The organism is Vogesella indigofera, from assembly GCF_028548395.1.
Lineage (GTDB): Bacteria > Pseudomonadota > Gammaproteobacteria > Burkholderiales > Chromobacteriaceae > Vogesella > Vogesella indigofera_A.
Map to the genome: position 1 here is coordinate 26,102 of NZ_JAQQLA010000012.1, position 26,774 is coordinate 52,875.

At 64.0% G+C, this 26,774-nt stretch carries 21 protein-coding genes; 4 read left to right on the forward strand and 17 right to left on the reverse strand.

Annotated elements, in window-relative coordinates; all coding sequences use genetic code 11:
* Positions 1-6: 6 nt before the first annotated feature.
* The 7 genes from PQU89_RS15830 to cmk all read right to left on the reverse strand — a co-directional run bounded on the left by PQU89_RS15830 (position 7) and on the right by cmk (position 6,491).
* On the reverse strand, positions 7-1,326 hold the full coding sequence (locus PQU89_RS15830; RefSeq protein ID WP_272766648.1) for a UDP-glucose dehydrogenase family protein: 1,320 nt from the start codon (positions 1,324-1,326) through the stop codon (positions 7-9).
* The gene (gene pyrF, locus PQU89_RS15835) at positions 1,323-2,069 is read right to left on the reverse strand and encodes an orotidine-5'-phosphate decarboxylase (RefSeq protein WP_272766649.1); all 747 of its coding nucleotides are present in this window, start codon (positions 2,067-2,069) and stop codon (positions 1,323-1,325) included. The genes PQU89_RS15830 and pyrF overlap by 4 nt, the downstream gene beginning before the upstream one ends.
* Before the next feature lie 26 nt (positions 2,070-2,095).
* A complete protein-coding gene (gene lapB, locus PQU89_RS15840) occupies positions 2,096-3,259 on the reverse strand; it encodes a lipopolysaccharide assembly protein LapB (RefSeq protein ID WP_272766650.1) in 1,164 nt (387 codons plus the stop codon).
* 44 nt (positions 3,260-3,303) lie between these two features.
* Entirely contained in the window at positions 3,304-3,597 is a 294-nt protein-coding gene (locus PQU89_RS15845; protein ID WP_047966126.1) for a lipopolysaccharide assembly protein LapA domain-containing protein, read from the reverse strand.
* Between the two features lie 126 nt (positions 3,598-3,723).
* Positions 3,724-4,020, reverse strand: a complete 297-nt coding sequence (locus PQU89_RS15850) for an integration host factor subunit beta (RefSeq protein WP_047966245.1) — start codon at positions 4,018-4,020, stop codon at positions 3,724-3,726.
* Positions 4,021-4,029: 9 nt separating this feature from the next.
* The gene (gene rpsA / locus PQU89_RS15855; RefSeq protein ID WP_272758791.1) at positions 4,030-5,730 is read right to left on the reverse strand and encodes a 30S ribosomal protein S1; all 1,701 of its coding nucleotides are present in this window, start codon (positions 5,728-5,730) and stop codon (positions 4,030-4,032) included.
* A 107-nt stretch (positions 5,731-5,837) separates the two neighbouring features.
* Positions 5,838-6,491, reverse strand: coding sequence for a (d)CMP kinase (gene cmk / locus PQU89_RS15860; RefSeq protein ID WP_272766758.1), 654 nt, complete (start codon positions 6,489-6,491; stop codon positions 5,838-5,840).
* Between the two features lie 192 nt (positions 6,492-6,683).
* On the opposite strand from cmk, the gene aroA reads away from it, so the two are divergent.
* The gene (gene aroA, locus PQU89_RS15865) at positions 6,684-7,976 is read left to right on the forward strand and encodes a 3-phosphoshikimate 1-carboxyvinyltransferase (protein WP_272766651.1); all 1,293 of its coding nucleotides are present in this window, start codon (positions 6,684-6,686) and stop codon (positions 7,974-7,976) included.
* 117 nt (positions 7,977-8,093) lie between these two features.
* Positions 8,094-8,513, forward strand: a complete 420-nt coding sequence (locus PQU89_RS15870; RefSeq protein WP_272766652.1) for a pyrophosphohydrolase domain-containing protein — start codon at positions 8,094-8,096, stop codon at positions 8,511-8,513.
* Positions 8,514-8,655: 142 nt separating this feature from the next.
* Here the strand turns inward: PQU89_RS15870 and PQU89_RS15875 are convergent, their stop codons facing one another.
* Together PQU89_RS15875 and PQU89_RS15880 are read right to left on the reverse strand one after the other, a co-directional pair.
* Positions 8,656-9,132 (reverse strand): YaiI/YqxD family protein, encoded by a 477-nt coding sequence (locus tag PQU89_RS15875; RefSeq protein WP_272766653.1) that lies wholly within the window; start codon positions 9,130-9,132, stop codon positions 8,656-8,658.
* A complete protein-coding gene (locus tag PQU89_RS15880; RefSeq protein WP_272766654.1) occupies positions 9,129-10,022 on the reverse strand; it encodes a prephenate dehydrogenase in 894 nt (297 codons plus the stop codon). The genes PQU89_RS15875 and PQU89_RS15880 overlap by 4 nt, the downstream gene beginning before the upstream one ends.
* Before the next feature lie 71 nt (positions 10,023-10,093).
* Between PQU89_RS15880 and PQU89_RS15885 the strand changes: the two genes are divergently transcribed.
* Positions 10,094-10,366, forward strand: a complete 273-nt coding sequence (locus tag PQU89_RS15885) for a DUF4936 family protein (protein ID WP_272766655.1) — start codon at positions 10,094-10,096, stop codon at positions 10,364-10,366.
* 254 nt (positions 10,367-10,620) lie between these two features.
* Here the strand turns inward: PQU89_RS15885 and PQU89_RS15890 are convergent, their stop codons facing one another.
* The 8 genes from PQU89_RS15890 to PQU89_RS15925 all read right to left on the reverse strand — a co-directional run bounded on the left by PQU89_RS15890 (position 10,621) and on the right by PQU89_RS15925 (position 25,453).
* The gene (locus tag PQU89_RS15890; RefSeq protein WP_272766656.1) at positions 10,621-12,975 is read right to left on the reverse strand and encodes a heavy metal translocating P-type ATPase; all 2,355 of its coding nucleotides are present in this window, start codon (positions 12,973-12,975) and stop codon (positions 10,621-10,623) included.
* A 197-nt stretch (positions 12,976-13,172) separates the two neighbouring features.
* The gene (locus PQU89_RS15895; RefSeq protein ID WP_272766657.1) at positions 13,173-14,405 is read right to left on the reverse strand and encodes a GGDEF domain-containing protein; all 1,233 of its coding nucleotides are present in this window, start codon (positions 14,403-14,405) and stop codon (positions 13,173-13,175) included.
* 13 nt (positions 14,406-14,418) lie between these two features.
* Entirely contained in the window at positions 14,419-15,507 is a 1,089-nt protein-coding gene (locus tag PQU89_RS15900; protein WP_272766658.1) for an ABC transporter substrate-binding protein, read from the reverse strand.
* Positions 15,508-15,793: 286 nt separating this feature from the next.
* The gene (locus PQU89_RS15905) at positions 15,794-16,621 is read right to left on the reverse strand and encodes an ABC transporter permease (RefSeq protein WP_272766659.1); all 828 of its coding nucleotides are present in this window, start codon (positions 16,619-16,621) and stop codon (positions 15,794-15,796) included.
* 3 nt (positions 16,622-16,624) lie between these two features.
* Positions 16,625-17,887, reverse strand: coding sequence for an ABC transporter permease (locus PQU89_RS15910; RefSeq protein ID WP_120811999.1), 1,263 nt, complete (start codon positions 17,885-17,887; stop codon positions 16,625-16,627).
* Between the two features lie 120 nt (positions 17,888-18,007).
* The gene (locus tag PQU89_RS15915) at positions 18,008-19,048 is read right to left on the reverse strand and encodes an ABC transporter substrate-binding protein (protein ID WP_272766660.1); all 1,041 of its coding nucleotides are present in this window, start codon (positions 19,046-19,048) and stop codon (positions 18,008-18,010) included.
* A 73-nt stretch (positions 19,049-19,121) separates the two neighbouring features.
* Complete coding sequence (locus PQU89_RS15920) at positions 19,122-20,237, reverse strand: ABC transporter ATP-binding protein (protein ID WP_272766661.1); 1,116 nt, start codon at positions 20,235-20,237, stop codon at positions 19,122-19,124.
* Between the two features lie 413 nt (positions 20,238-20,650).
* The gene (locus PQU89_RS15925; RefSeq protein WP_272766662.1) at positions 20,651-25,453 is read right to left on the reverse strand and encodes an NAD-glutamate dehydrogenase; all 4,803 of its coding nucleotides are present in this window, start codon (positions 25,451-25,453) and stop codon (positions 20,651-20,653) included.
* Positions 25,454-25,986: 533 nt separating this feature from the next.
* Between PQU89_RS15925 and aotJ the strand changes: the two genes are divergently transcribed.
* Entirely contained in the window at positions 25,987-26,751 is a 765-nt protein-coding gene (aotJ, locus tag PQU89_RS15930) for an L-arginine-binding protein AotJ (RefSeq protein WP_272766663.1), read from the forward strand.
* The last annotated feature ends 23 nt before the right edge of the window (positions 26,752-26,774 follow it).

Consider the following 26,774-nt stretch of genomic DNA (forward strand, 5'->3'; position numbering starts at 1 on the left):
CTCACCTCAACGGCCGATGGCGTGGTATTCGAAGCCCTGCGAGCGCAGCCAGGCCGGATCGTACATATTGCGGCCGTCGAAAATCAGCGGCTGCAGCAGCAGGCGTTTCAGCTCGGCAAAGTCCGGGCTGCGGAACGCCTTCCATTCGGTGGCGATCAGCAGCGCATCGGCGCCATGCAACGGGCTCATCATGTCGTCGGCGAAGGCAAAACCGGCGATGTCGGCCATGGTGCGCGACGCTTCGTGCATCGCCACCGGGTCAAAGGCGACCACTTGCGCGCCGCGACGGGTCAGTTCGTCGACAATCACGCGGCTCGGCGCCTCGCGCATGTCGTCGGTGTTGGGCTTGAACGCCAGCCCCCACAGCGCGAAACGGCGACCGCTCAGGTCGGCACCGAACTTGGCGACCACTTTTTCCACCAGCCGCAGCTTCTGTGCATCGTTGGCGGCTTCCACCGCGGTCAGCACGCGCATCGCGTGGCCGTTGTCGCGGCCGGTCGCCACCAGCGCCTTCACGTCTTTCGGGAAGCAGGAGCCACCGTAGCCGGTGCCCGGATACAGGAAGTGGTAGCCGATGCGCGGATCGGAGCCGATGCCCTTGCGCACCAGCTCGATGTCGGCACCCAGCGTTTCCGCGAGGTTAGCCAGCTCGTTCATGAACGAGATGCGGGTCGCCAGCATCGCGTTGGCAGCGTACTTGGTCAGCTCGGCGGAGCGCACGTCCATGAACAGGATGCGCTCGTGGTTGCGCTGGAACGGCTCGTACAGGCGGCGCATCATGTCGATGGCACGCTCGTCCCCGGCACCGACCACGATGCGGTCCGGCTTCATGAAGTCCTCGATCGCGGCGCCCTCTTTCAGGAATTCCGGATTGGACACCACGCTGTAGTCGATGCAGGTATCGCGTGCGGCCAACGTTGCCGCGATCGCGGCGTTGACCTTGTCGGCGGTGCCGACCGGTACTGTCGACTTGTCGACGATGACCTTGTAACCGTTCATGTGCTGGCCGATATTGCGCGCGGCGGCCAGTACATACTGCAGGTCGGCGGAGCCGTCCTCGTCCGGCGGCGTACCGACGGCGATGAACTGGATGTCGCCGAACGCGACCGACGCGGCAACGTCGGTGGTGAAGCTGAGGCGACCGGCGACGACGTTGCGCTTGACCATTTCGTCCAGCCCCGGCTCGTAGATCGGGATGCCGCCGGCCTGCAGCATGGCGATCTTGGCCGGATCCACGTCCAGGCACAGCACGTGATTGCCCACTTCGGCGAGACAGGTGCCGGTGACCAGGCCGACATAGCCCGATCCGATTACGGTAATTTTCATGCTTTTGTCGCCAGATAGGATTGAATGTCGGTATTGATCGCCGTCAGCGCGGCCAGCGGATCGGCGGCCTGGGTGATCGGACGGCCGATCACCAGGTAGTCGGCGCCGGCCTGCAGCGCGGCCACCGGGGTCATCACCCGGCGCTGGTCGTCGGCGGCGCTGTCGGCGAGGCGGATGCCCGGGGTCACCAGTTTGAAGTCGTGGCCCAGCTCGGCCTTCAGCAGCGGCGCTTCCTGCGCCGAGCACACCACACCGTCCAGCCCGCTGTCGCGCGTCAGCCGTGCCAGGCGCAGCACCTGCTCCTGCGGCGGCACGGTGATACCGATCTCGGCCAGATCGCTGGCCTCCATGCTGGTCAGCACCGTGACCGCGATCAGCAGCGGGCGCTGGCTGTACTGCGCCAGCGCCTCGGCTGCGGCGGTCATCATGCGGCGGCCGCCGGAGGCGTGCACGTTGACCATCCACACCCCGGCTTCGGCCGCCATCTTGCAGGCGTGCGCCACCGTGTTGGGGATGTCGTGGAATTTCAGGTCCAGGAACACCTGGAAGCCGCGCGCCTGCAACTGCTGCAGCAGCTGCGGGCCGGCGGCGGTAAACAGCTCCTTGCCGACCTTCAGCCGGCACTGCAATGGGTCAAGACGAGAGGCAAAGGCCAGCGCGGCATCGGCGGTGGCAAAATCCAGTGCCACCAGCACCGGCGAGGTAACGTTGGCCGCAAGGCCAGGCGCCATCAAGGGATTCATGTTGTTCCAGTCTTCAATGCTTGAAATCAATGGGTTTCCGAGCGATTGGGGGTGAAGCTCTCCCACTCGCCGCAGGCCGGGCAGTGCCAGAAGAAGGCCCGCGAGCGGAAATTGCAGCGTTTGCAGCGGTGCACGGTCAGCCGCTGCGCGTGCTTCATGATCAGTGCGCGCGCCACTTCGGCGTCCATGCGCCCTTCCGGGCTCAGCTCGTCCATTTGCGCTTCCACCAGGCGGTAGACGCCGAGCAGGTTCGGCCGTGCGTGTACCGCTTCGCGCACCGCTTCCAGAGCCCTGGCCTCGCCTTCGTAGGTGGCCACCTTCTGGTACAGCAGGTCGGTCAGTTCCAGCTGCGAAAAGGTGCGCTGATAACCGCGCAGCAGCGCAATGCCTTCCGCCGCCTTGCCCAGCGACTCGTAGGCGTCGAACAGGCGCTCGGCGACCATCGCCAGGTATTCGTAGTTCTGCTTCTCGATCGCCTGCCACGCGGCGATGGCGGCTTCCGGCTGGCCGGCGGCGACCTCGATGTCACCGAGCAGGATGCTGGCGCGCACGCACTTGCGGTTGGCGGCAAACGCTTCCTGCACGTAGCGGCGTGCCTTATCGTAGTCGGACTGGTATAGCGCACCCTGTGCCAGCTCGCAGAAAAACTGCGCCACCTCGTGCTGGAAGGAGTGGGCGTCGCTACGCAGCTCGCGCGCGGTGGCGACCGCCTTTTCCCAGTCGCGGTCCTGCTGGTAGATGCTCAGCAGCTGCTCGCGCGCGGCACGGCCCATGGTCTGGCTGGGCAGCAGCTTGACCAGGATTTCCTCGGCGCGATCGACCAGCCCGGCCTTGTGAAAGTCCTGCGACAGCTCGAAACGCACCTGTGCCTTTTGCTCGTTACTGAGATCCGGCAGTTCCAGCACCTGCTGGTGCAGGCGGATGGCGCGGTCGTTCTCGCCGCGGCGGCGGTACAGCTTGCCCAGGCTCAACTGCACTTCCAGTGCCTGCGGATGGGCGCGAGCCACTTCCGCCAGCGAGCGGGCGGCGACATCGGTCTTGTCATCGACCAGCGCGTCCAGCCCCTTGTAAAAACCGGCCGGCACTTCGCGTGCCTGTTTCAGTACGGCGCGCATGTCGACGCGCGCGGCCAGCCAGCCCAGACCGAAAAATGCCGGGAACAGCAACAGCCACCACAGATCAATATCCAAAATCCAACCTCGGTACGGGAATGCCGGCAAACGGCAGAAGCAAATCAGTCAGCCAGTGCGTCGCTCGGGTCTTTGGTCACCCGGCTGCTGGCCTGTCTGGAGCGCAATTCCTTCTTGAGCTGCGACAGCTCGCGACGGACACGCAGGGAATAGGTAAAGGTGGCCAGCATCGCAATCAGCACACCGGCAACAAAGAACACCAGCAACAGCAGGATCAGCGGCGCATTCCAGCTTTGTCCAAAAAACAGCTTGAACTCGACGATGGCACTGTTCTGCACGGTTACCGCCACCAGCAGCACCAGCAGCACCAGCTCCAGCAAGCGAACGAGGTAACGCATAACGACTCCGGCCTGATCAAAAATTATCGCAAGTTTAAACGAAAGCGTGCGCCCCCCCAAGCCGGAAGCGGAATAAAAAAACGCTGCGGTAAACCGCAGCGTTTTGCAGACAGGCACATCGGGCGCTTACTCGGAAGCCCCCGGGGCAAGATCCACGCGTTCGCGCAGCTCTTTGCCTGCCTTGAAGTGAGGCACGTATTTCTCAGGAACGACAACGCTGGAGCCGGACTTGGGGTTGCGGCCAACCCGCGGCGGACGGTAGTTCAGATCGAAGCTACCGAAGCCGCGAATCTCGATTCGCTGCCCTTTTGCCAGGCTGCCGGCCATCGCATCCAGAATGGTTTTGACGGCCAGTTCAGCATCTTTGGCGACCAACTGAGGATAACGCTCGGCAAGCCTCGCAATAAGCTCAGATTTGGTCATATCCATCACTTATTCGTTGCCGCCGGACAGTTTAGCCTTGAGCAGGGCGCCCAGGCTGGTAGTACCGGCAGACACGTTCGCGCTGGCATCAGCAGAGATCGCGCCCATGGCGGCTTTCTCTTCCTGCATGTCTTTCGCCTTGATCGACAGGCTGATGGAGCGAGCCTTGCGGTCAACAGCGATGATCACGGTTTCAACTTCGTCACCCTCTTTAACGTGGGTACGGATGTCTTCAACGCGGTCACGCGACACTTCGGAAGCACGCAGGTAACCTTCAACGTCGCTATCCAGCTGGATCACGGCGCCTTTGGCATCAGCAGACTTCACCACGCCCTTAACCAGCGCGCCCTTGTCGTTCATGGCAACGTAGTTGTTAAACGGATCGCCTTCCAGTTGCTTGATGCCGAGGGAGATGCGCTCTTTCTCAACGTCGATGGACATAACCACGGCTTCAACTTCGTCGCCCTTCTTGAAGCGGCGAACGGCTTCTTCGCCGGTCTCGTTCCAGGACAGGTCGGACAGGTGAACCAGGCCGTCGATGCCGCCTGGCAGACCAACGAACACGCCGAAGTCGGTGATCGACTTGATGGCGCCCTTGATCTTGTCACCCTTCTTGAAGTCGTCAGCGAAGGCGTTCCATGGGTTGGCCTGGCACTGCTTCATGCCCAGGCTGATACGACGACGGTCTTCGTCGATCTCGAGGATCATGACTTCAACTTCGTCGCCCACCTGAACTACCTTGGATGGGTGTACGTTCTTGTTGGTCCAGTCCATTTCGGACACGTGAACCAGACCTTCGATACCCTGTTCGATTTCAACAAAGCCACCGTAGTCGGTCAGGTTGGTTACCTTGCCGAACAGGCGGGTGCCGGCAGGGTAACGGCGGGACAGGCCCACCCACGGATCTTCGCCCAGCTGCTTGAGACCCAGCGAAACGCGGTTCTTGTCCTGATCGAACTTGAGAACCTTGGCTTCAACTTCGTCACCAACGGCCAGAACTTCGGACGGGTGCTTGACACGGCGCCATGCCAGGTCGGTGATGTGCAGCAGACCATCGATACCGCCCAGGTCAACGAACGCACCGTAGTCGGTGATGTTCTTGACGATACCCTTAACCACCAGGCCTTCACGCAGGGTTTCCAGCAGTGCCTTGCGCTCTTCGCCCAGGGTTTCTTCCAGAACCGCACGGCGCGAAACAACCACGTTGTTGCGCTTGCGATCCAGCTTGATAACCTTGAACTCAACTTCCTTACCTTCGTAAGGAGTGGTGTCTTTCACCGGACGTACATCTACCAGCGAACCCGGCAGGAAGGCGCGGATGCCGTTAACCATAACGGTCAGACCACCCTTGACTTTACCGCTGATCACGCCAGACAGGATCTTGCCAGCTTCCAGAGCCTCTTCCAGGTCAATCCACGCAGCCAGACGCTTGGCTTTTTCGCGGGACAGCTTGGTTTCGCCAAAGCCGTTTTCCAGGGAGTCGATGGCAACAGTGACGAAATCGCCAATTGCTACTTCAACCTGGCCATTGTCACCCTTGAATTCTTCAACAGGGATCAGCGACTCGGACTTCAGACCGGCGTTAACGGTAACGAAGTTGGAATCGATGGAAACGACTTCAGCAGTGATTACTTCACCGGCGCGCATTTCTTGCAGAGCCAGGCTCTCTTCAAACAGGGCGGCGAAGCTATCCATTACGAGGTTAGTCATCAGATTTACTCTTGTTGCATGCCTTGCGTCACGCGGGGTTAGGTTTGAGGACTGCCGGTGCAAGGAAACCGAAGCAGCGTGCTACAAAAATGAACAACCGGGCGCCTTTATCGTTCGCGAAACCACTGCAGCACCTGCTTGACCGCCTGGTCAATGGTGAGCGCGGAGGTATCTAGCAAACGGGCATCCGGTTCTTGTCTCAACGGGGCAACGCTCCGTGCCGCGTCACGCGCGTCACGGTCACAAATATCCTGCTGAATCTGCGGGAGGTTAGCAGATTCCCCTTTTGCGATCAACTGCTTATAGCGTCGCGCGGCGCGTTCTTCGGCGCTAGCGGTCAGGAAAACCTTGAGCTCGGCGCGCGGGAACACCACCGAACCCATGTCGCGGCCGTCGGCCACCAGCCCCGGCGTCTGCTGGTAGGCACGCTGGCGCTCAAGCAGCGCGGCGCGCACGCTCGGCAGCGCGGCGACTCTGGAGGCGCCCATGCCGATATCCTCGGCGCGGATCGCGGCGCTGACATCGTGGCCATCCAGCCACACCTTGTCGTCGGTAAAGGCCGCCGGCAGCTGTGCGGCCAACCTGGCGACCTGGTTTTCGTCTTCCCAACTCACGCCTTCGCGCAGCGCGTACAGCGCGGCCAGCCGGTACAGCGCACCGGAATCGAGATAATGGAAGCCCAGCTCGCGGGCAACGAGTGCCGCCACGGTGCCTTTGCCGGAGGCGGACGGGCCATCGATGGTAATAACGGGTCGGAGCATGGCCATGAAAGAAAGCCTGACTGAAAACCCGATATTGTAACGCAGCTGCCGCCGCAGCGGATGTTTGCGCGGCAATGCACAATAACGGTACAGTCGGTACAGAGATCACCCGATGCCGGCGCGCCGCACGCGCGACCGGCGCAGACAGCGGCCAGCGCCGCGCCCCGAACAAAATCAACGAGCAAGACCGCCATGGAACAACTGACGCTACACCCGATTCCCCATCTCGCCGGCACCGTCAAACTGCCCGGCTCGAAGAGCATTTCCAACCGCACCCTGCTGCTGGCCGCACTGGCCGACGGCCAGACCCTGGTGCGCGACCTGCTCGATTCCGACGACATCAGCCGCATGCTGGAAGCGCTGGCCACGCTGGGCGTCACCGTCGAGCAGCAGGGCAACAGCCGCGACTTCCTGGTGCACGGCACCGGCGGCCTGTTTGCGGTCAAGGATGCCGACCTGTTCCTCGGCAACGCCGGCACCGCCTTCCGCCCACTGACCGCCGCGCTGGCGCTGATGCAGGGCCACTACCATCTGCACGGCGTGGCACGCATGCACGAGCGCCCGATCGGCGATCTGGTCGACGCGCTGCGCGTGGCCGGCGCCGATATCGATTATCTAGGCAATGACGGTTTCCCGCCGCTGCAGATCAAGCCGGCCGGCGTCAACAGCGGCAAGGTCATTCCGGTGAAGGGCAACGTCTCCAGCCAGTTCCTCACCGCGCTGCTGATGGCGCTGCCGCTGACCGGCGAAAGTGTCACCATCGAGGTGGTCGGCGAGCTGATTTCCAAGCCGTATATCGAGATCACTCTCAATCTGATGGCGCGCTTCGGCGTGAACGTGCAGCGTGATGGCTGGCAGCGCTTCAACATTGCCGGCGGCCAACGTTACCGCTCGCCGGGCGAGATCCACGTCGAGGGCGACGCGTCCAGCGCGTCCTACTTCCTGGCGGCCGGCGCGCTGGCTGGTGGCCCGGTGCGGGTGGAAGGGGTTGGCCGCAGCAGCATCCAGGGCGATGTAAAATTCGCCGACGCGCTGGCGCTGATGGGCGCCGAGATCAGCATCGGCGACAACTGGATCGAGGCACGCGCGCCGCAGGGCGGCCTCAAGGCCATCGACGTGGACCTGAACCACATCCCGGACGCGGCGATGACCATCGCGGTGGCCGCGCTGGCCGCCAACGGCACCACCACCATCCGCAACGTGGAAAGCTGGCGGGTGAAGGAAACCGACCGCCTGGCGGCGATGGCCACCGAGCTGCGCAAGGTCGGCGCCACGGTGGTGGAAACCCAGGACAGCATCAGCGTCACCCCACCGGCTACGCTGATTGCCAATGCCGAGATCGACACCTACGACGACCACCGCATGGCGATGTGCTTCTCGCTGGTGGCGCTACTGGGCACGCCGGTGATCATCAACGACCCGAAGTGCGTGGCCAAGACCTTCCCCGACTACTTCGAGGTGCTGGGCAAGCTGGCAAACCGCTAAACGTTGGCCGCAAGCCAAAAGCCGCTGCAAATGCAGCGGCTTTTTTCATGGCCGGCACTTGCCAGCAGCGGGCACAGAACACAAAATATTGCGTCAATTAACACCAAACAACACAAGATGAGCAACCCGTTCACCCTACGTCGCGACTTCATGGCGCGCTTCGACATGAGCCTGCCGGCCACGCCGCAATTCGATGCTGCCGCCCTCGCCATGTGGCAAACCATGCTGCAGGAAGAGTGGCAGGAATTCATGACCGCGCTGCAGGACTACCAGCGTATCCAGCAGGCCGACCCGGCCGAGCAGACCCGGTTGCGCGCCGAGCTGGCGGCCGAGGGCGTGGACGTACTGAACGTGCTGCTCGGCCTGCTGCTGTCACAGGGACTGCCGGTGGAAAAGATGTTCGACGCGATCCATGCGGCCAACCTGGCCAAGTGCGTGGACGGCAAGGTGCTGCGCCGCGAAGACGGCAAGATCCTGAAACCGACCGGCTGGCAGGCGGCGGACAAAGAAGGGGTGATCCGCCAGCACGGCGGCTAACGCCGCCCTCCCCTGATGCTGCATTGCGCCGCCTTGCAGTGCGCCTGCGGCGGTCGGCACCGGCGACGCCCTGCTCAACTACGCGGCGAGGCTATGTTAGGCGAGGCGAGAGCGCCAGGTCCGGCGTAACCACAACGACGGATCAGCCGCGCCGTGCAGCCAACCTTTGCAGCAGCTTGTCCAGCTGCGCGGCGAATGCCTGGCGGTCGCGCTGGCTGAACGCTGCCGGCCCACCGGTCTGCACCCCGCTGTCGCGCAGCTCGGTCATGAAGTTGCGCAGCGTCAGCGCCTCGCGGATGGTGGCGTCGCTGTACAGCTCGCCGCGCGGATTGAGCGCCAGCGCGCCCTTGGCCACCACCTGCGCCGCCAGCGGAATGTCGGCGGTGACCACGATGTCACCCGGCTGCGCCTGCTGCGCGATGTGATTGTCGGCAACGTCGAAGCCGGCCGGCACCTGCTGCGCGCGAATGTGCGGCGACGGTGGCACGCGCAGCAGCTGGTTGGCGACCAGCACGGTGCGGGTGGCGGTGCGGTCGGCAGCACGGAACAGGATGTCCTTGATCACCGCCGGACAGGCGTCGGCGTCGACCCAGATGGTGGTGGCGTTCGGCGCGCTCATGAATTGCCCCGCAGGAATTTCTGGTGCCAGCCATGACGTGCCTCGCGCGCACGCTCGAAGCGCGCGGTCAGCGCCGCGGCATCGCCGCTGGCCAGCTCATCGCGCAGGCTGTCCAGCGCCGCGCGATAGCCGTCCAGCTCCGCCAACAGTGCGTCGCGGTTGGCCAGCGCGATGTCGCGCCACATCTCCGGATGACTGCCGGCGATGCGGGTGAAATCGCGAAAACCGGTAGCGGCAAAATCGAAACAGCGTTCGCCATCCTGCTTGGCGACGATCATGTCGACGTAGGCGAAGGCCAGCAGGTGCGGCAGGTGGCTGACGGTGGCGAACACCGCGTCGTGCTCGGCGGCGCTCATCTCGTACACCCGCGCGCCGCAGGCCTGCCACAGCTCGCGCACCAGGGCGGCGGCGGCGGCGGCCGTTTCCGGCAGCGGCGTCACCACGATGCGACGGTTGTCGTACAGCCCGTACTGCGCGGCGACGGCGCCGGACAGGTCGGAGCCGGCAATCGGGTGCGCCGGCACGCACTGCGTCAGGTGGCCGGCGAGGTGCGCGCGCATCAGCGCCACCACGTCGCTCTTGGTGCTGCCGCCGTCGGTGACCACGCAGTGCGCGGGCAGCTGCGGCGCGATGTCGGCGAACACGCGCGCCATCTGCCCCACCGGTGTCGCCACCAGCACGATGTCAGCGTGGCGCACCGCGTCGGCGGCGCTGTGGCTGGCCTCGTCGATGACGCCCAGTTCGATGGCGCGCTCCAGGTTGGCCGCCGAGCGGCCGACCCCGATCACGCGGCCAACCTTGCCGGCACGCTTCAGTGCCAGCGCAAACGAGCCGCCAATCAGGCCGACACCGATCACCACCAGGGTCAACTTGCCCTCACCCGCCTGCATGCTACCGTCCCGTTCTGTCACTATCGAAGCGGCTATCATAACCTTATTTTTGCAGTGCAAAAGGAGTAAACATGGCCGCCGCGCTTTACATCTACTACCGCGTGCAGGACAACATTCTGCCAATCCGGCAACAGGCAGAGACGCTACTGGCAGAAATCGAGAAAGCAACCGGCATCAAGGGCAGATTATTGCAACGCCGCGATGATGCGCAGACCTGGATGGAGGTGTACGAGCCGGTGGCCGACGCCGACGCGCTGCAGCAGGCGCGGCAAGGCGCGCTCACGACGCGGCCGCTGCTGGCCGCGCTGTCACTGCACGAGGAATGGTTCGTGCCGCTGGCCTGAGCGCCTGTTCACGATCTGCCGCCACTTGATCTCAATGGGCGATAGCGCGTTGAAAACGACTTCGGCCGCTGGTTGATATCCGGCTCAACGCCGCTTCTTCAACCGTTTTGCCTTGTCCCGCGTGAGCGCACGAGACCATAAACACGCGCGGAGGCGGCACCGGGCGGAGACGCCAGCCAAAGCGCAGCCAGCGGGCGGGCGGCGCCGAGCGACTATCCGGCGGTCACAAGGTTGGCCGCAACACCCGCCACCAGCTAACGCCAGCGGCGCAGCAGCAGCGAGTTGCTGACCACCGACACCGAACTCATCGCCATCGCCGCGCCGGCGATCACCGGATTGAGCAGGCCCAGCGCCGCCAGCGGGATGCCGAGCACGTTATAGATGAAGGCGAAGAACAGGTTCTGGCGGATCTTGCGCAGCGTGGCGCGCGACAGGCGGATGGCGTCGACCAGGTGCAGCAGGTCGCCGGCCATCAGCGTCACGTCGGCGGTGTCGATGGCGACGTCGGAACCGGCGCCCATGGCAAAGCTGACGTTAGCCGCCGCCAGCGCCGGCGCGTCGTTGACGCCGTCGCCGACCATCGCCACCACCTGCCCCTGCTGTTGCCACTGCTTGACCAGCGCCGCCTTGTCCTCCGGCCGCAGCGCGGCGTGCACCTCGGCGATGCCGGCCTGCGCGGCGATGTGTTCGGCGCTGGCCAGCTTGTCGCCGGTCAGCATCACCACGCGAATGCCCTGCGCCTGCAGCGCGCTCACCGCCTGCGCCGAGCTGGCGCGCAGCTGGTCGGCCAGCGCGATCAGCCCCAGCGCCACGCCGTCGCGACTGACCGCCAGCACCGTCTTGCCCTGCGCGTACCACGGCTGCGCCGCCGCCGGCACGCTGCCCAGCGCCCAGTCTGGCACTCCGACCCGCAGCGTGCTATCACCCAAAGCGACGCTGACGCCCTGCCCGACGTGCGCCTGGAAGGCGCTCACCGCCGGCAGGGACAGGCCGCGGGCACTGGCGGCGGCCACCACCGCACGCCCCAGCGGATGTTCGGAGCCGGCCTCGGCGGCGGCGGCCAGCGCCAGCAGGCCGTTCTCGTCCACCTCTGCCAGCGGCAGCAGGTCGCTGACCTGCGGCTTGCCTTCGGTGAGGGTGCCGGTCTTGTCCACCACCAGCAGCCGGATCGCCGCCGCATGCTCCAGCGCCGCGGCATTGCGGAACAGCACGCCGCGACGTGCGCCGTTGCCCATGCCGACCATCACCGCGGTCGGCGTCGCCAGCCCCAGCGCGCAGGGGCAGGCGATCACCAGTACCGCCACCGCGTGGATCAATGCCTGTTGCCAGTCACTGGTCAGCAGCCCGGTGGAGACAAAGGTCAGCATGGCGATGGCGACCACCACCGGCACGAACACCGCCGAGATGCGGTCGGCCAGCTGCTGGATCGGCGCCTTGCTGCCCTGCGCCTCGGCCACGCGGCGCACGATGGCGGCGAGCTGGGTGCGGTTGCCGACCGCGGTGGCGCTCACCTTCAGCATGCCGCCCTGGTTGTGGGTGCCGGCGTAGACGCTGTCGCCCGCGCGGCGCTCCACCGGCAGGCTTTCGCCGGTGAGCAGGCTCTCGTCCAGCACCGCCGCGCCGTCGATCACGGTGCCGTCCACCGCCACCCGTTCGCCGTGCTGCACCAGCACCACATCGCCGGCCTGCAGTGCCGACAGCGCTTTCTCCAGCACCACGCCGCCCTGCTCGACGCGGGCGGTTTTCGGGGTCAGCGCCAGCAGGCTGCGGATGGCGCCGGCGGTGCGCCCCTTGGCGCGCGCCTCCAGCAGCTTGCCCAGCAACACCAGCGTGATCACCACCGCGCTGGCCTCGAAATAGACGTGCTGCTGCGACCAGCCCACCACCGTCACCCACGCCGACCACGCCCACGCCATGCCGGTGCCCAGTGCCACCAGCACGTCCATATTGGCACCGCCGCCGCGCAGTGCGTGCCAGGCGCCGCGGTAGAAACGCCAGCCGACCAGCCATTGCACCGGGGTGGCCAGCAGCAGCTGCCAGTAACGCGGCAGATAGCCGTGATGGCTGCCCAGCAGCATCGGCACCATTTCCAGCAGGAAGGGCAGCGTCAGCGCCGCCGCCAGCCAGAACCAGCGCAACTCGTGGCGGTAGCGCGCGGCGGCACGCTGCTCGCGACTGTCGCCGCCCTGCTCCTCGGCGATGCGGGCGCCGTAGCCGGCCTGGCTCACCGCCGCCAGCAGCTGCGCGCTGTCGGGCGCCCCCGGCGCCAGCTGCAGCCGTGCCGTTTCGCTGGCGAAATTGACCGTCGCGCTCACCCCCGGCTGGCGGTTGAGCACCTTTTCGATGCGCGTGGCGCAGGCGGCGCAGGTCATGCCCTCGATCTCCAGCTGCAGTATTTGCGGCGGCACGCTGAAGCCGGCCTGCTCGATCGCCGCCACCAGCTGGTCGACATTGCGCTGCTGCGGGTCATAGCTGATCTGCGCGCTCTCGCTGGCAAAACTGACGCTGGCGCTGACCCCCGGTTGCCGCGACAGCACTTTTTCGATGCGCAGCGCGCAGGCGGCGCAAGTCATGCCTTCGACAGGCAGGGTGATGCGGGTAGCAGACATGGCACGGCTCCGGGTATGGTCAACGCCAAGCCATCATATACCCCAGCAGGGTATATGACAAGTTGCCGCCGGCCGCCCTGTTTCGCGCCGCGCCCCAGCAAACACCGCCCCACCAAACACTGCGGCCAACCTTGAGACAAGGTTGGCCGCAATGGCAACGACAGTGGCGGTACTAAGTGGTGATGGCGGTGACGGCGCTAGCCCATCACCCGGTTGCGGCCGCCCTGCTTCGCCAGGTACAGCTGGGTATCGGCACGGTTGAGCAGGCTCTCCACGTCCTCCCCGCTCTGGAACGCGGCCACCCCCAGGCTGGCGGTGATCTGCACCGTGCGGCCGTCGGCGAGGATCACCGAGGTGCTGATCGCCGCGCGCAGCCGCTCCGCCGTCACCAGCGCCGCGGCCAGATCGGTCTCCGGCAGCACGATGACGAACTCCTCGCCGCCGAAACGCACCACCCAGTCGATGTCCTGCCGCAACTGGCTATTGATGCGCAGCGCGATGGCACGCAGCACCTCGTCGCCGGCGAGGTGGCCGAAACGGTCGTTGACCGGCTTGAAGTGGTCGGCATCGCAGAACACCACCGCCAGCGGCCGCTGGTAGCGCTGCGCGCGCTCCAGCTCAGACGGCAGCCGCTCGCTGAGCAGCGCGCGGTTGTAGCAGCCGGTCAGCCCGTCGCGGATCGACAGCTCGCGGATGTCGCTGAGCGCGGCATCCAGCTGCCGGGTGCGCTCCTCCACCTGCTGGTCCAGGGTATCGATGTGGCGGCTGATCGCCGCCTGCAGCGTGGCAAAACCGCGTGCCACCAGGTCGATCTCGTCGTGATGCGGCCGGGGCGGCCGCGACAGCTGCAGCGGCACGGTCAGCGACGACGGCGCCAGCCGACCGGCAAAATCGGCCATGCCACGCAGTGGACGCTCCACCTCGCGGCGCAGTACGTAGGCGACCAGGCTGCAGATCAGCAGCGTCAGCAGCAGGTAGCCGAGGAAGATGGCGAGCAGCGCCTGTGTCAGCGCCTGGTACAGCAGCGCCGGCTGCACCACGATCAGCAGCGTGCCCAGCGCCTCGCCGCTGCCGCGCGGCGGCGGGATCTCGAAGCGGCGGCTCGGCTGCTGCCGCAGCAGCGCGGCATCGCCGGCCTCGAACACCTGGCCGGTGGCGACATTGAGCCGCGCATAGCCGATCTCCGGCTTGGCGACGATGGTTTCCACCTGGCGACGCACCGCCTCGGCCTCGATGTCCCAGATGCCGACCGACAGCATCGGCAGGTTGCTGCTGACGATGTCCTGCAGCGTGGCCTCGAAGCGCTGCTGCACCTGGCGGTAGGTCAGCACGCCCTGCACCGCGCTGAGCAGCAGCGCGCAGGCGGTCGCCAGCAGCATGATGCGGCGAATCAGCACATGGGCGAGCGGACGGTAGGCAGCGGTCACCATGACTCCTTGTGCATTACAGCAGCTGGCGGAAATCGAAGTTGTAGCGGCGCAGTCCGGGATTGTGCTGCTTGCTGTAACGGCGGAAATCGACGCGACTGAAATCCAGCTTGCCGTAGCGCTGCATGAACTGCGCCGCGCTGCGGTCGTTGAACAGGGTGAACATCGGCCGCACCAGCTCCAGCCCCTCGTCGGCAAAGTCGCGCCCATGATGGTAATCGTAGAGCATCACCAGCGACCAGGCACCGGCAATGAAGTGGCCGCCGGCCAGCACGCTGAGGCTGTCGTCGCGCAGCGCCGCCAGCGCCTGCGCCGAGGTATTGATGCCGCTGAAGAAGGCGTCCTTGCCCGGCTGGCCGCCGCGCTGGCGCCAGGCATCCATCGCGCCGAAGGCCATCAGGTCGTTGCCGGCCCACAGCAGCCGCGCCTGCGGATAGCGGCGGAACAGCCAGCCGCCCTGCTCCTCAGCGCGCTGCTGGTTCCAGCCTGCGTACACCTCCTGCAGCAGCACCACGTCGCCGGCCTCGGTCACCGCGCGGCGCATGCCCTCGCTGCGCAGCAGGGAACTGGGCGTCGAGCGGTCACCGCCGATGGCCAGCAGCGGCAGCTTGCCGTTGACGCGCGGCAGGCCGGCACGGCGGCCGCGCTCGATCAGCGCCCGCGCGGTGAGGTAGCCGGCATCCTCGGCGCGCGGCTCCAGCGAGCCGAGCCAGTGGCGGAAGTGCATGCGCGGCAGGCCGATCGCCGGCTGGCCCGGCTGGTCGTCGCGACCGCTGAAGGCCATGAAGCTGCGGATGCCGGCGGCCTCGAACAGACGCAGCAGCTCCGGCGCGGTGCCGTAGTCGTTGCTGAACACCACGTAATCCGGCCGCTGCGCCGCCGGCAGCGCGATGATCTGCCGTGCCAGCGCCAGCGCGCGCGGATGCTCGCGCTCGGCGTACAGCACCTGCAGCCGGATGCCGAGATCGCTTGCTGCCGCCTCCATCGCCCGCGTCGCGGTCAGCCAGTACACCTCGTCGTGCTTGCCGGGATTGATGAAGGTCACCGACAGCGCCATCGCGGGCAGGCTGAGGCAACACAGTAGCAGGGCAAGCATTCGGCGCATGGGGGCAGACCTGTGGCGAAACGATGGCGATTGCATTGCCGCCCCGCGACAGCGCGGGCGCGGCAACGCCGGTGAACCGCCGATTATGGCGTGCACACCGGTCAGCGCCAACCCTGCTGCCGACAGGGTTGCCACCAGCATGGCTGCTGGTTTGACCACAGCATAGCCGGCGTCGGCGCTCAGGCAACGCCAAGGTGGGCCGCAATGCCCTCGCAACAACGCGGCGCCGGCCGCAAGAAAAACGCCCGTACCGGCAGGTACGGGCGTGGCAGTGAAAACCCCGGGATCAGTGTTCGACCGCGGTACGCAGCTTCTCGGCGCGGCCGCGCAGCCATTCCAGCGTCAGCAGCAGCGCGATGGAGAACAGGATCAGCACCGTGGCCGCGGCGGCGATCGCCGGGCTGATGTTTTCCTTGATGCCGCCGAACATCTGCCGTGGCAGCGTCGACTGCTCCGGACCGGCCAGGAACAGGGTGACCACCACTTCGTCGAACGAGGTGGCGAAGGCGAACAGGCCACCGGAGATCACGCCCGGCGCGATCAGCGGAAACACGATGCGGCGATAGGTGGTCAGCGGGTTGGCGCCGAGGTTGGCGCTGGCCTTGATCAGGTTGACGTTGAAGTTGCTCAGCGTCGCCGACACGGTAATCACCACGAACGGCACGCCCAGCGCGGTGTGCACCAGGATCAGGCCGAGGTAGCTGTTGGTCAGCCCCAGCGGCGCGAAGAACAGGTAGGAACCGACGCCGACAATCACCACCGGCACCACCATCGGCGAGATCAGGATGCTCATCAGTAGCGCCTTGCCGGGGAAGTTGCTGGAACTCAGCCCGACCGCGGCCAGCGAACCGAGCACCATCGCCAGCAGCGTCGCCGCCGGCGCCACGATGAAGCTGTTCTTCAGCGAGTTCAGCCACACCTCGTTGCCGAAGAATTCCTGATACCAGCGCAGCGAGAAGTTCTCGATCGGGTACAGCAGGAAGGTGTTGTCCGAAAACGAGAGCGGAATGATCACCAGCAGCGGCGACACCAGGAAGATCAGGACCGACACGCACAGGATGCGGAACGTCCAGAACCAGATGCGCTCGATCGGGGAAGCGTAGTTTGGCAGCATGATTTACCCCAGACTCAGTTTGTTAGCACCCACCAGCTTGCTGTACACCGCGTACAGCGTCATGGTGGCAACCAGCAGCAGCGAGCCCAGTGCCGCGGCCATGCCCCAGTTGATGGTGACGTTGGTGTAGAACGCGACGTAGTAGCTGACCATCTGCTCTTGCGGACCGCCCAGCAGTGCCGGGGTGATGTAGTAGCCCATGCACATGATGAACACCAGCAAGGCACCGGCCGCGACACCGGCCACCGTCTGCGGGAAGTAGATCTTCCAGAACGCGGCGAACGGGTGGTCACCCAGCGAAATGGCGGCACGCATATAGGTCGGCGGAATGCTCTTCATCACGCTGTAGGCCGGCAGGATCACGAACGGCAGCAGGATGTGCACCATGGCGATGTAGACGCCGGTACGGTTGAACGCCAGCTGCAGCGGTTCACCGATGATGCCCAGCCCCATCAGCGCCGAGTTGATCAGGCCTTCCTGTTGCAGCAGCACGATCCACGATGCCACCCGTACCAGCACCGAGGTCCAGAACGGCAGCAACACCAGGATCATCAGCAGGTTGCTCTTGCGTGCCGGCAGGTTGGCCAGCCAGTAGGCAATCGGGTAGCCCAGCAACACGCTGATCAGCGTGATCCACATGCTCATCCACAGCGTGCGGCCGAAGATGCTGAGGAAGGCGCGTTCTTCTTCCGGTGCCAGCTCCGGAGTGCCGGCCTTGGTTTCACGCAGGTCCAGCGAGCTGTACAGGTAGTACGGCGTCCACGACTTGGCGTTCTTGGCAATCACGTGCCAGTGGTCGGGATCGCCCCAGCGCTCGTCCATCGCGATGAACTGGTCGCGCACCGATTCACCGGCGGCCACTTCCAGCGGCATCTTGCGCGCGCTGCGCTGGATCAGCGAGCGGAAGCCGCTGATGTCCATGTTCAGGCGCTTGGAGATTTCGGAAACGGTTTTCTGTTCTTTGGCGACGGTCAGGTCGCGTGCCATCGCGGCAAATACCGCTTCCGACGGCAGGCCGCGGCGATCCCAGCTGGCGATTTCCGCCGAGGTCTGCGGCAAATAGGTAATGACTTCCGGGTTATCCACACTGCGCTTGAGCAGCATGGCAATCGGCACCAGGAAGGTCAGCAACAGGAACAGCGCCAGTGGCGCAACCAGCGCGATAGCCTTCAGCTGCTTGTTGCGACGTTCGCGGGCCAGCTTGACTTTCAGGGATTCGCCGTCGGCGGCAGTCAGTGGCGCATTCATGGTCATAGTCTCGGACATGGGCAAACACTTGATGAGTGCAGCCCGGTCAGGACCGGGCCGCATGGCAGCAGACAACGGCAGCCGTCCCCCGCTGCGGCCAGGGTTGGCCGCAACGGTGTCAGGCTGCCAGGACAGCGATTAGCGTGCAGCCCAAGCGTTGAAACGCTCTTCCAGCTCTTCGCCGTTCTCAACCCAGAAGTTTACGTCCAGTGGCAGCGCGCTGCGCAGGTTGGCCGGCCAGGTCGGCAGGTTGGTGGCGGACTTCGGATCCACCTTCTGCACCGCCTTGGTGTTGGTCGGGCCGTAGGCGATCTTGCTGGAGTAGATCGCCTGGTATTCCGGCTTGCTGGCGTGGGCGATGAAGTCCATCGCTTCCTTCAGCTTTGGCGAGCCCTTCGGAATCGCCCACGAATCGACGTCGTACACGCTGCCGGCCCACACGACTTTCAGGTTCTTGCCTTCCTTCTGCGCGGTATCGATACGGCCGTTGTAGGCCGAGCTCATCACCACGTCACCCGAGGCCAGGAACTGTGGCGGCTGCGCGCCGGCTTCCCACCACTGGATGTTCGGCTTCAGCTGGTCCAGTTTCTTGAAGGCGCGGTCCACACCGGCCTTGGTCGACAGTACCTTGTACACGTCGGCCGGCTTCACGCCGTCAGCTTGGATCGCGAATTCCAGGGTGTACTTGGCGCCCTTGCGCAGGCCGCGCTTGCCCGGGAATTTCTTCACGTCCCAGAAATCGGCCCAGGTCTTCGGCGCCACTTTCAGCTTGTCGGCGTTGTAGGCCATCGCGGTGGACCACACGAACATGCCGACACCGCATTCGGTAACCGCCGGCTTCACGAAGTCGGCCTTGTTGCCCACTTTCGCCCAGTTGATCTTCTCGAACATGCCCTCTTCACAGCCACGCAGCAGTTCCGGCGACTCGACTTCTACCAGATCCCAGCTGACTTTCTTGGTATCGACCATGGCCTTGATCTTGGCCATTTCGCCGTTGTAGTCACCGGCGGTGATCTTGTGGCCGGTGGCCTTTTCAAAAGTCTGGTAGTAGGCCGCAACCTGTGCGTCCTTGTTGGCACCACCAAACGAAATCACGGTCAGGTCCTTGGCCATTGCCGGGGCGGCCAGCGCCATGGCAACCGACAACACAGCAACGCGTGGCAGATATTTCTTGGTCATCGTCATTCTCCTCTGGGGGTATTGCTCATTTGCATTACGTGGGGGTTTTTACGCCTGTAGGCAGGCTTGTTTTTTAGTGGCTGATGACGGCGGAATCAAGGGCGCGGATATCGCGCGCCATCCAGCCGACATCGAGCATGTCGCCGGCTTTCCAGCTGCTGTCCAGCTCGCCGACCGGCACCTTGACCATGAAGCCGCTCTGACCGGCGACATCGAGGCGCAGGCGCACGTGGTCGCCGAAGTAGATGAACTCCGCCAGCTTGGCCTTGAGGCGGTTTTCGCAGGCTTCCGCCAGCTGGTTCAGGCGCACGCGCTCCGGACGGATCGACATCGAGGTCGGCTCGCCGTTGCGGCCAACGCAGATCGCCGAGGCCTTGACCACTTCGCCGCTGGCCAGACGCACCGCGCAGTGCTGGCCGGCAACGTCGACCACTTCGCCGTGCAGGGTATTGTTCTCGCCGATGAAGTTGGCGACGAAGGAGTTGACCGGTGCCTCGTACAGCACGTTGGCCGCGTCGATCTGCTGGATCACGCCATCCTTGAACACCGCCACGCGGTCGGACATGGTCAGCGCCTCGCCCTGGTCGTGGGTCACGTACACCACGGTGATGCCGAGGTTTTCGTGGATGTGCTTGATTTCCAGCTGCATGTGCTCGCGCAGCTGCTTGTCCAGCGCGCCCAGCGGTTCGTCCATCAGCACCAGCTGCGGTTCGAACACCAGCGCCCGCGCCAGTGCCACGCGCTGCTGCTGGCCGCCGGACATCTGGCCCGGATAGCGGTGCGCCAGCGCGTCGAGCTTGACCATGCCCAGCGCCTTTTTCACGCGCTCGGCAATCTCGCTCTTGTTCATCTTGCGGATGGTCAGCGGGTAGGCGAGGTTTTCCGCCACCGTCATGTGCGGGAACAACGCGTAGTTCTGGAACACCATGCCGATATTGCGCTTGTGCGGCGGCACGTTGTTGAGCAGCTGGCCGTCAAGACGGATCTCGCCGTGGGTCGGCGTTTCAAAGCCGGCCAGCATCATCAGACAGGTGGTCTTGCCGGAGCCGGAGGGGCCGAGCATGGTAAGGAATTCCCCGCGACGGATGTCGAGGTCGAGATGCTTGACGATCAGTGACTCACCATCGTAGCTCTTCTGCACGCCACGAAAGCTGACCAGCGTGTCACTGGCCGGTGTTGAGATGCCCATCCAGTATTCTCCATTGTAATTCCGCAATGCGGAACTGTGTTTCAGTTTATTCAGATTAACCAGCATCGCTTGGACTGTAAAGCGCTTTTGTTCTGCATACCGGGGCGGTTAATCTGCGCTCAACCAGCGTCTAATAATTTAACCACACCGTTTAATAAAACAAGCAAAAATTATTTGCCCCACTTCCGGACAGTATCCCCCTTTCTAAGACATGGGAATGAACAGCACCTTGTTGGTGCGCCAGATCCGGTCGTTATGGCAACAAATCTGCCGATACGCCGAAAAAATGGAATATGGTGCACCGCAACCAGCCCGACCTTGCACCACGCATTCAAACAACTGTTTGTCGTAAAGCGACAACAAAAAAAAGCCGACCTTGCGGTCGGCTTCAAAGGGAGTAGTAAAACGGAAACTTAATCGAGCAGGTGGTTGTTCAGCTCGCGCATCCCGGCAGACAACATCGCCAGGTCCAGCACGTCGAACGACTGCAGCTCGACGAACATCTGCTGGCAGGCCTCGACATCGGCGGCACGCTGCGCCAGCCAGGCGTTGACGAAGGCGGTCTCGCTGGCCTCGTGCAGTGCCTGACGCGTCAGCTCGCGGTGCTGGCGATACAGGTCGTCGCGCAGCGCGGAGCGCGCCAGCGATTGCCAGCGGTTGTCACGCGGCAGCTGGGTGATGGCGGCACGCAGCCAGTCCAGCTGCAGGTCGCGGCCCAGTTGCAGGTAGTTGGCCGCAATCGCGTCCAGCGCCAGTTCGCTGCCTTCGGCGATCTCGATGATGTCCATCAGCGGTACCGCGAACTCCAGACGCGCCAGCACACTGGCCAGTTCGGCCGGTACGTTAGGCTGGTTGAAGCGGCTCTCCAGACGGGCAACCTGCGGGTAAACCTCAGCACTGATCAGCTGCGGCAGTTGCTGCAGCAGCGCCTGTACCTTGGCACCGTACTGGGCGATGACCGCATTGACCGAACCGGACGGACGGCGGTTGCGCAGTACCCAGCGCACCACGCGTTCCACCAGGGTACGCACCATCACCATCATGTCGACTTGCAGGTCGGCCGATACCTTGTTGTCCAGCGCCTCGATCTGCGTCCACAGGCTCTCGGCGTCGAACACGCGGCTGGCGATCCAGAACGCGCGGGTGATGTCGGCAGCGGAGAACGCCGACTCTTCCTGCAGGCGGAACACGAAGGTCACGCCCATGCGGTTGATGATCTGGTTGGCCAGCTGGTTGGCGATGATCTCGCGCTTCAGGTGGTGACGCTGCATCTGCTCGCCGAAGCGCTGTTGCAGCGGCTGCGGGAAGTAGTTGACCAGCACCGGCAGGAAGTCGGCATCGTCCGGCACGTCGGTGGCCAGGATCGCCTGATCCAGCGAGATCTTGCCGTAGGCCAAGAGTACCGCCACTTCCGGCGGCGTCAGGCCCTGGCGCGCCAGGCGACGCTCGTTGATCTGGGTTTCCGACGGCAGGTACTCGATCTCGCGATTGAGTTCGCCGGTCTTCTCCATGTGGTTGATCATGCGCGAGTGGGCGCTGAGCATCGACGCGGCGTGGCTGCGGTTGATCGCCAGCACCTGGGTCTGCAGGTAGTTGTTGCGCAGCACCAGATGGCCGACTTCTTCGGTCATCTCCGCCAGCAGGTCATTACGCTGTTTCAGCGTCATGTCGCCGGCCTGCATCACCGCGCCCATCAGGATCTTGATGTTGACTTCGTGGTCGGAGCAGTCGACACCGGCGGAGTTGTCGATGGCGTCGGTGCAGATGCGGCCACCGGACAGCGCGAACTCGACACGGCCCAGCTGGGTGCAGGTCAGGTTGCCGCCTTCGGCCACCACGCGCACTTGCAGGTCGCGACCGTCGACACGTACCGGATCGCAGGCGCGGTCACGGGCGTCGGCGTGGCTCTGCGTCGAAGCCTTGACGTAGGTACCGATACCGCCGTTGTACAGCAGGTCGGCCTTGGCCTTCAGCAGCTCGTGGATCAGCTCGTTCGGCGCCATGCTGTCCTTGTCGGTTTCCAGCCAGGCCTTCACTTCCGGCGACAGCGGGATGGACTTGGCGGAGCGTTCGAAGATGCCGCCGCCCTGCGAGATCAGCTCGCGGTTGTAGTCGGTCCAGCTGGAACGCGGCAGGTTGAACAGGCGCGCACGCTCAGCGAAGCTTGCCGCCGCGTTCGGCGTCGGATCCAGGAAGATGTGCAGGTGGTTGAACGCCGCCTTCAGGCAGATGTGCTCGGACAGCAGCATGCCGTTACCGAATACGTCACCGGCCATGTCGCCGATGCCGATCACGCTGAAATCCTGCTCCTGGGTGTTGATACCCAGATGGCGGAAGTGGCGTTTCACCGATTCCCACGCGCCGCGGGCGGTGATGCCCATGCCCTTGTGGTCGTAGCCGGCGGAACCGCCGGAGGCGAACGCGTCGCCCAGCCAGAAGTTGTAGGCTTCGGAGATGCCGTTGGCGATGTCGGAGAAGGTCGCGGTGCCCTTGTCGGCGGCCACCACCAGGTACGGATCATCCGGGTCCAGACGACGCACGTCTTGCGGCGGAATGATCTGGCCGGTCACCAGGTTGTCGGTGACGTCCAGCAGTGCCGAGATGAAGGTCTTGTAGCAGGCGATACCTTCGGCCATGAACGCTTCACGGTCGGATGGCGCCGGCAGTTGCTTGCCGACGAAACCGCCCTTGGAGCCCATCGGCACGATCACCGAGTTCTTCACCATCTGCGCCTTGACCAGACCCAGCACTTCGGTACGGAAGTCTTCCATGCGGTCGGACCAGCGCAGGCCGCCACGGGCGACTTTCGAACCACGCAGGTGCACGCCTTCGACACGCGGGCTGTACACCCAGATCTCGAACATCGGGCGCGGCTGCGGCAGGAACGGAATGGCGTTGGATTCCAGCTTGAAGGAGATGTAGGACTTGAATGCGCCCTGGGCATCCTTCTGCCAGAAGTTGGTACGGCGCGTGGCCAGGATCACCTGCAGGAAGCCGTTCAGGATGCGGTCTTCGTCGAGGTTGGCAACGTCGTTGAGCTGATCTTTCAGCTCGGCCTGCAGGTTGGCCGCAGCGGCGTCGTCAAACGCGCTCGGGTGCAGGCGTGCGGCGAACAGCTTCACCAGACGGCGGGTGATCTGCGGGTAGTGCGCGACGCAGTTTTCGATGTAGGCCTGGCTGAAGGTGAGGCCGCCCTGGCGCAGGTATTTCGCCAGTGCGCGCACCAGCGTGATCTCGTGCCAGTCGAGGCCGGCCACCAGTGCCAGACGGTTGAAGCCGTCGTTTTCCACGTCGCGGGCAAACACGCGGGCCAGCAGCGTCTGGAAGTTCTTCTGGACAGCCTCGTCCTGCATTGCCTCGGCGTGTGCGCCCAGCTCCAGGCCGAAGTCGCTGATCCAGACGGTCTCGCCGTTGCGCTCCACCAGATACGGATGCTCGTCACGCACCTGCACGCCCATGTTTTCCAGGATAGGCAGGCTGGCGGACAGACCCAGCGGCTGGCCGGCATGGAACAACTTCAGGTTGTAACCCTGGCCGCGGTGGAAGGCACGATACAGTTTCATGGCCAGGCCATGCTGTTCGGCGGCATCCTCGATCAGCTGGATGTCCAGCACCGCGTTGCGTGCCGCGAACTCTTCACGGTAGGCCACCGGGAAGGCGCCGCGGTAGCGGTTGAACAGCAGGTTGCCCTTCTCTTCACCGTGCGCTTCCAGCAGCTGCTGGTGCAGTTCTTCTTCCCAGCCGCGTACCACGCGGGCAATGTCTTTTTCCAGCTCGTGCTCGTGGAACTGCGGCAGCTGGCCGCCCTGCACGCGAATGATGTAGTGCACGCGCGCCAGCGGGCTATCGCTGATCTGCACGCTGAACTCGGCCGCGGCGCCGTTGAAGGCGCTCATCAGCACTTTTTCGATCTTGAGACGGATCTCGGTGTTGAAGCTGTCACGTGGCACATAAACCAGGCTGCTGACATAGCGGTGGTAGCGGTCGGCACGGGTGAACAGGCGCACGCGCGGGCGCTCCTGCAGGCTGACAATGCCTTCCACGATAGGCTGCAGCGTTTCCACCGGGATCTCGAACAGCTCGTCGCGCGGGTAGCTTTCCAGCACGAAGGCAAGGGTCTTGGCCTTGTAGCTGTTGTCGACGTAGTCGCAGGCATTGACGACCGATGCCACCTTCTGGCGCAGCAGCGGGATGTCCTTCGGTGCCGCTTGGTAGGCGCTGGCGGTGTACAGGCCCAGGAAGCGGCGCTCGCCGATCACTTCGCCCTTGCTGTTGAAACGCTTGATGCCGACAAAGTCCATATAGGCCGGACGGTGCAGCACGGAGCGCGATTGCGACTTGTTGAGGATGATCAGCTGCGGCTGGTGCGCCAGTTCGCGCAGTGCCGGCGGCAGCGCCTCGAAGCTTTCCGAGTATTCCTTGCCGCCCTGATCCTTCAGGAAGCCGAGGCCGGAATCCTTGACGATGCGCAGACTGTCCTGGCCATCGCGCTTGACCAGGTCGTAGTCGCAATAGCCCATGAAAATGAAGTGGTTGGCGCCCATCCAGTCGAGGAAAGAGACGGCTTCGGCCGCTTCGACGGCACGTTCGCCCTTGACGTTGTCAAGGTCGGCACGCAGTTGCGCCAGTACTTCGCGCATTTGCGGCTCGTCGTTGACCACGCAACGCAGATAGGTCAGTACCTGCTCCAGGTCCTGCTGCAGCGCATGCAGCGCGTCCGGATCGCTGATGCGGTCAACCTGCACGTGGATGAAGGACTCCAGCGGCAGCGAGCGGTCTTCGGTGCGCTTCAGCGCGTCGATCACGCCGTTCGCGTCGCGGCCAACCGACAGCACCGGATGCACCAGCAGGTGCAGGTTCAGGTTGTGGCGGGTCAGCAGCATGGCGATGGAATCGATCAGGAACGGCATGTCGTCGTTGACGATCTCGATCACGCTATGGGTGCTCTGCCAGCCGTCCCGCTCGAAATCGGGATTGTAGATACGAGACTTCATCTGGCCCGGCGCACGCTTGAGCGCGAACTCCAGATGTGCATTGGCCGCACCGAACAAGTCCAGGGCGGAGAAGATCTTCAGATCTTCCGATTCGGTCTCTTCAAAGTAGAGGGGAATAAAACTACTGAGGCGGGCACTTTCCGTATCGGCCAGTTTTTGCTCTGCCACAGCTTGGATATCGGCGATCAGGCCGACAAATTCGGTCTTATTCGTAAGCGACATGTTGCTTCTCGTTTGTTATGAGGACACAGGTGTTGTGTGGACGCATTGTAAGAGCCACCACAGACAAGGCATTTCCATATTGCGACATCCCCGTACAGATTCATTGGCTGCACTGCAGCATAGAAGGGACGGGTGATTGTCGGACAGGGTGCCAGTTGCACATTTTTCATTACAGCAATGCGACGGCAAATTACACAATGGCCCTGAGGCACCCGCCGTCATTTTCGCCAAAAAATCCCATCAAGTATTTGATATTGCTCACATTTCCAAAACAAACAAAAAACCGGTAGAATGCGCCCCCTTGCCGCTTCGGCCCCCGGTATGACAGGTGGTGGATTGTACGTCGCCGCGTTGCGTGCCAACATTTGCCTGCCTCCCGACAGAGGGGGCGGTAAAACAACAAAACGTTATCCAGCACCAAAGGGAAGGGCCGCGACCGGCTCGAATGTCCAGGATAGAGCGGCGACACGCAGCCGCCTGGGCATGATTCTCCTGCCCGGGGAATCCTTCATCTTTCAGAGAGATAGAGACACATGAAAAAAGCATTTGTTCTGGCCGCGCTGGCCATGACCGCCTCTGCTTTCACCGCCCAGGCCGACACCGTCCGCTTCGGCATCGACGGCAACTACCCGCCGTTCGCCAAGCAGGGTGCCGACGGCAAGCTGCACGGCTTCGACGTGGATATCGCCTACGCACTGTGTACCGCGATGAAGGCCAGCTGCGAAATCGTGCCGCAAGACTGGGACGGCCTGATCCCGGCGCTGAACGCCAACAAGTTCGATGCCATCCTGTCGTCGATGTCGATCACCGACGAACGCAAGAAGGCGGTCGACTTCACCAACAAGTACTACAACACCCCCAGCCGCATGATCGCCAAGGCCGGCACCAAGGTTGACCAGGCCGCGTTCAAGGGCAAGAAAATCGGTGCGCTGCGCGCGTCCACCCAGGAAAAGTTCGCCAAGGACTTCTGGGGCAAGAGCGGCGCCACCATCGTTTCCTATGGCAAGGCACCGGAAGGTTTCCTCGACCTGAAATCCGGCCGCATTGACGGCATGTTCGTCGACTCGGTGGTCGGCGACGCCGACTTCCTGAAAACCGCACAAGGCAAGGGCTTTGCCTTCGTTGGCCCGGAGTACAGCGAGAGCAAGTACTTTGGCTACGGTGCCGGCATTGCCGTGAAAAAAGGCAACAAGCAGCTGACCGAGCGCCTGAACCAGGCCATCGCCCAGATCCGCAAGGACGGCAGCTACAAGAAAGTACAGGACAAGTACTTCAGCTTTAACGTGTACGGCAACTAAGCCACCCCTACCCCGCCCTCAGC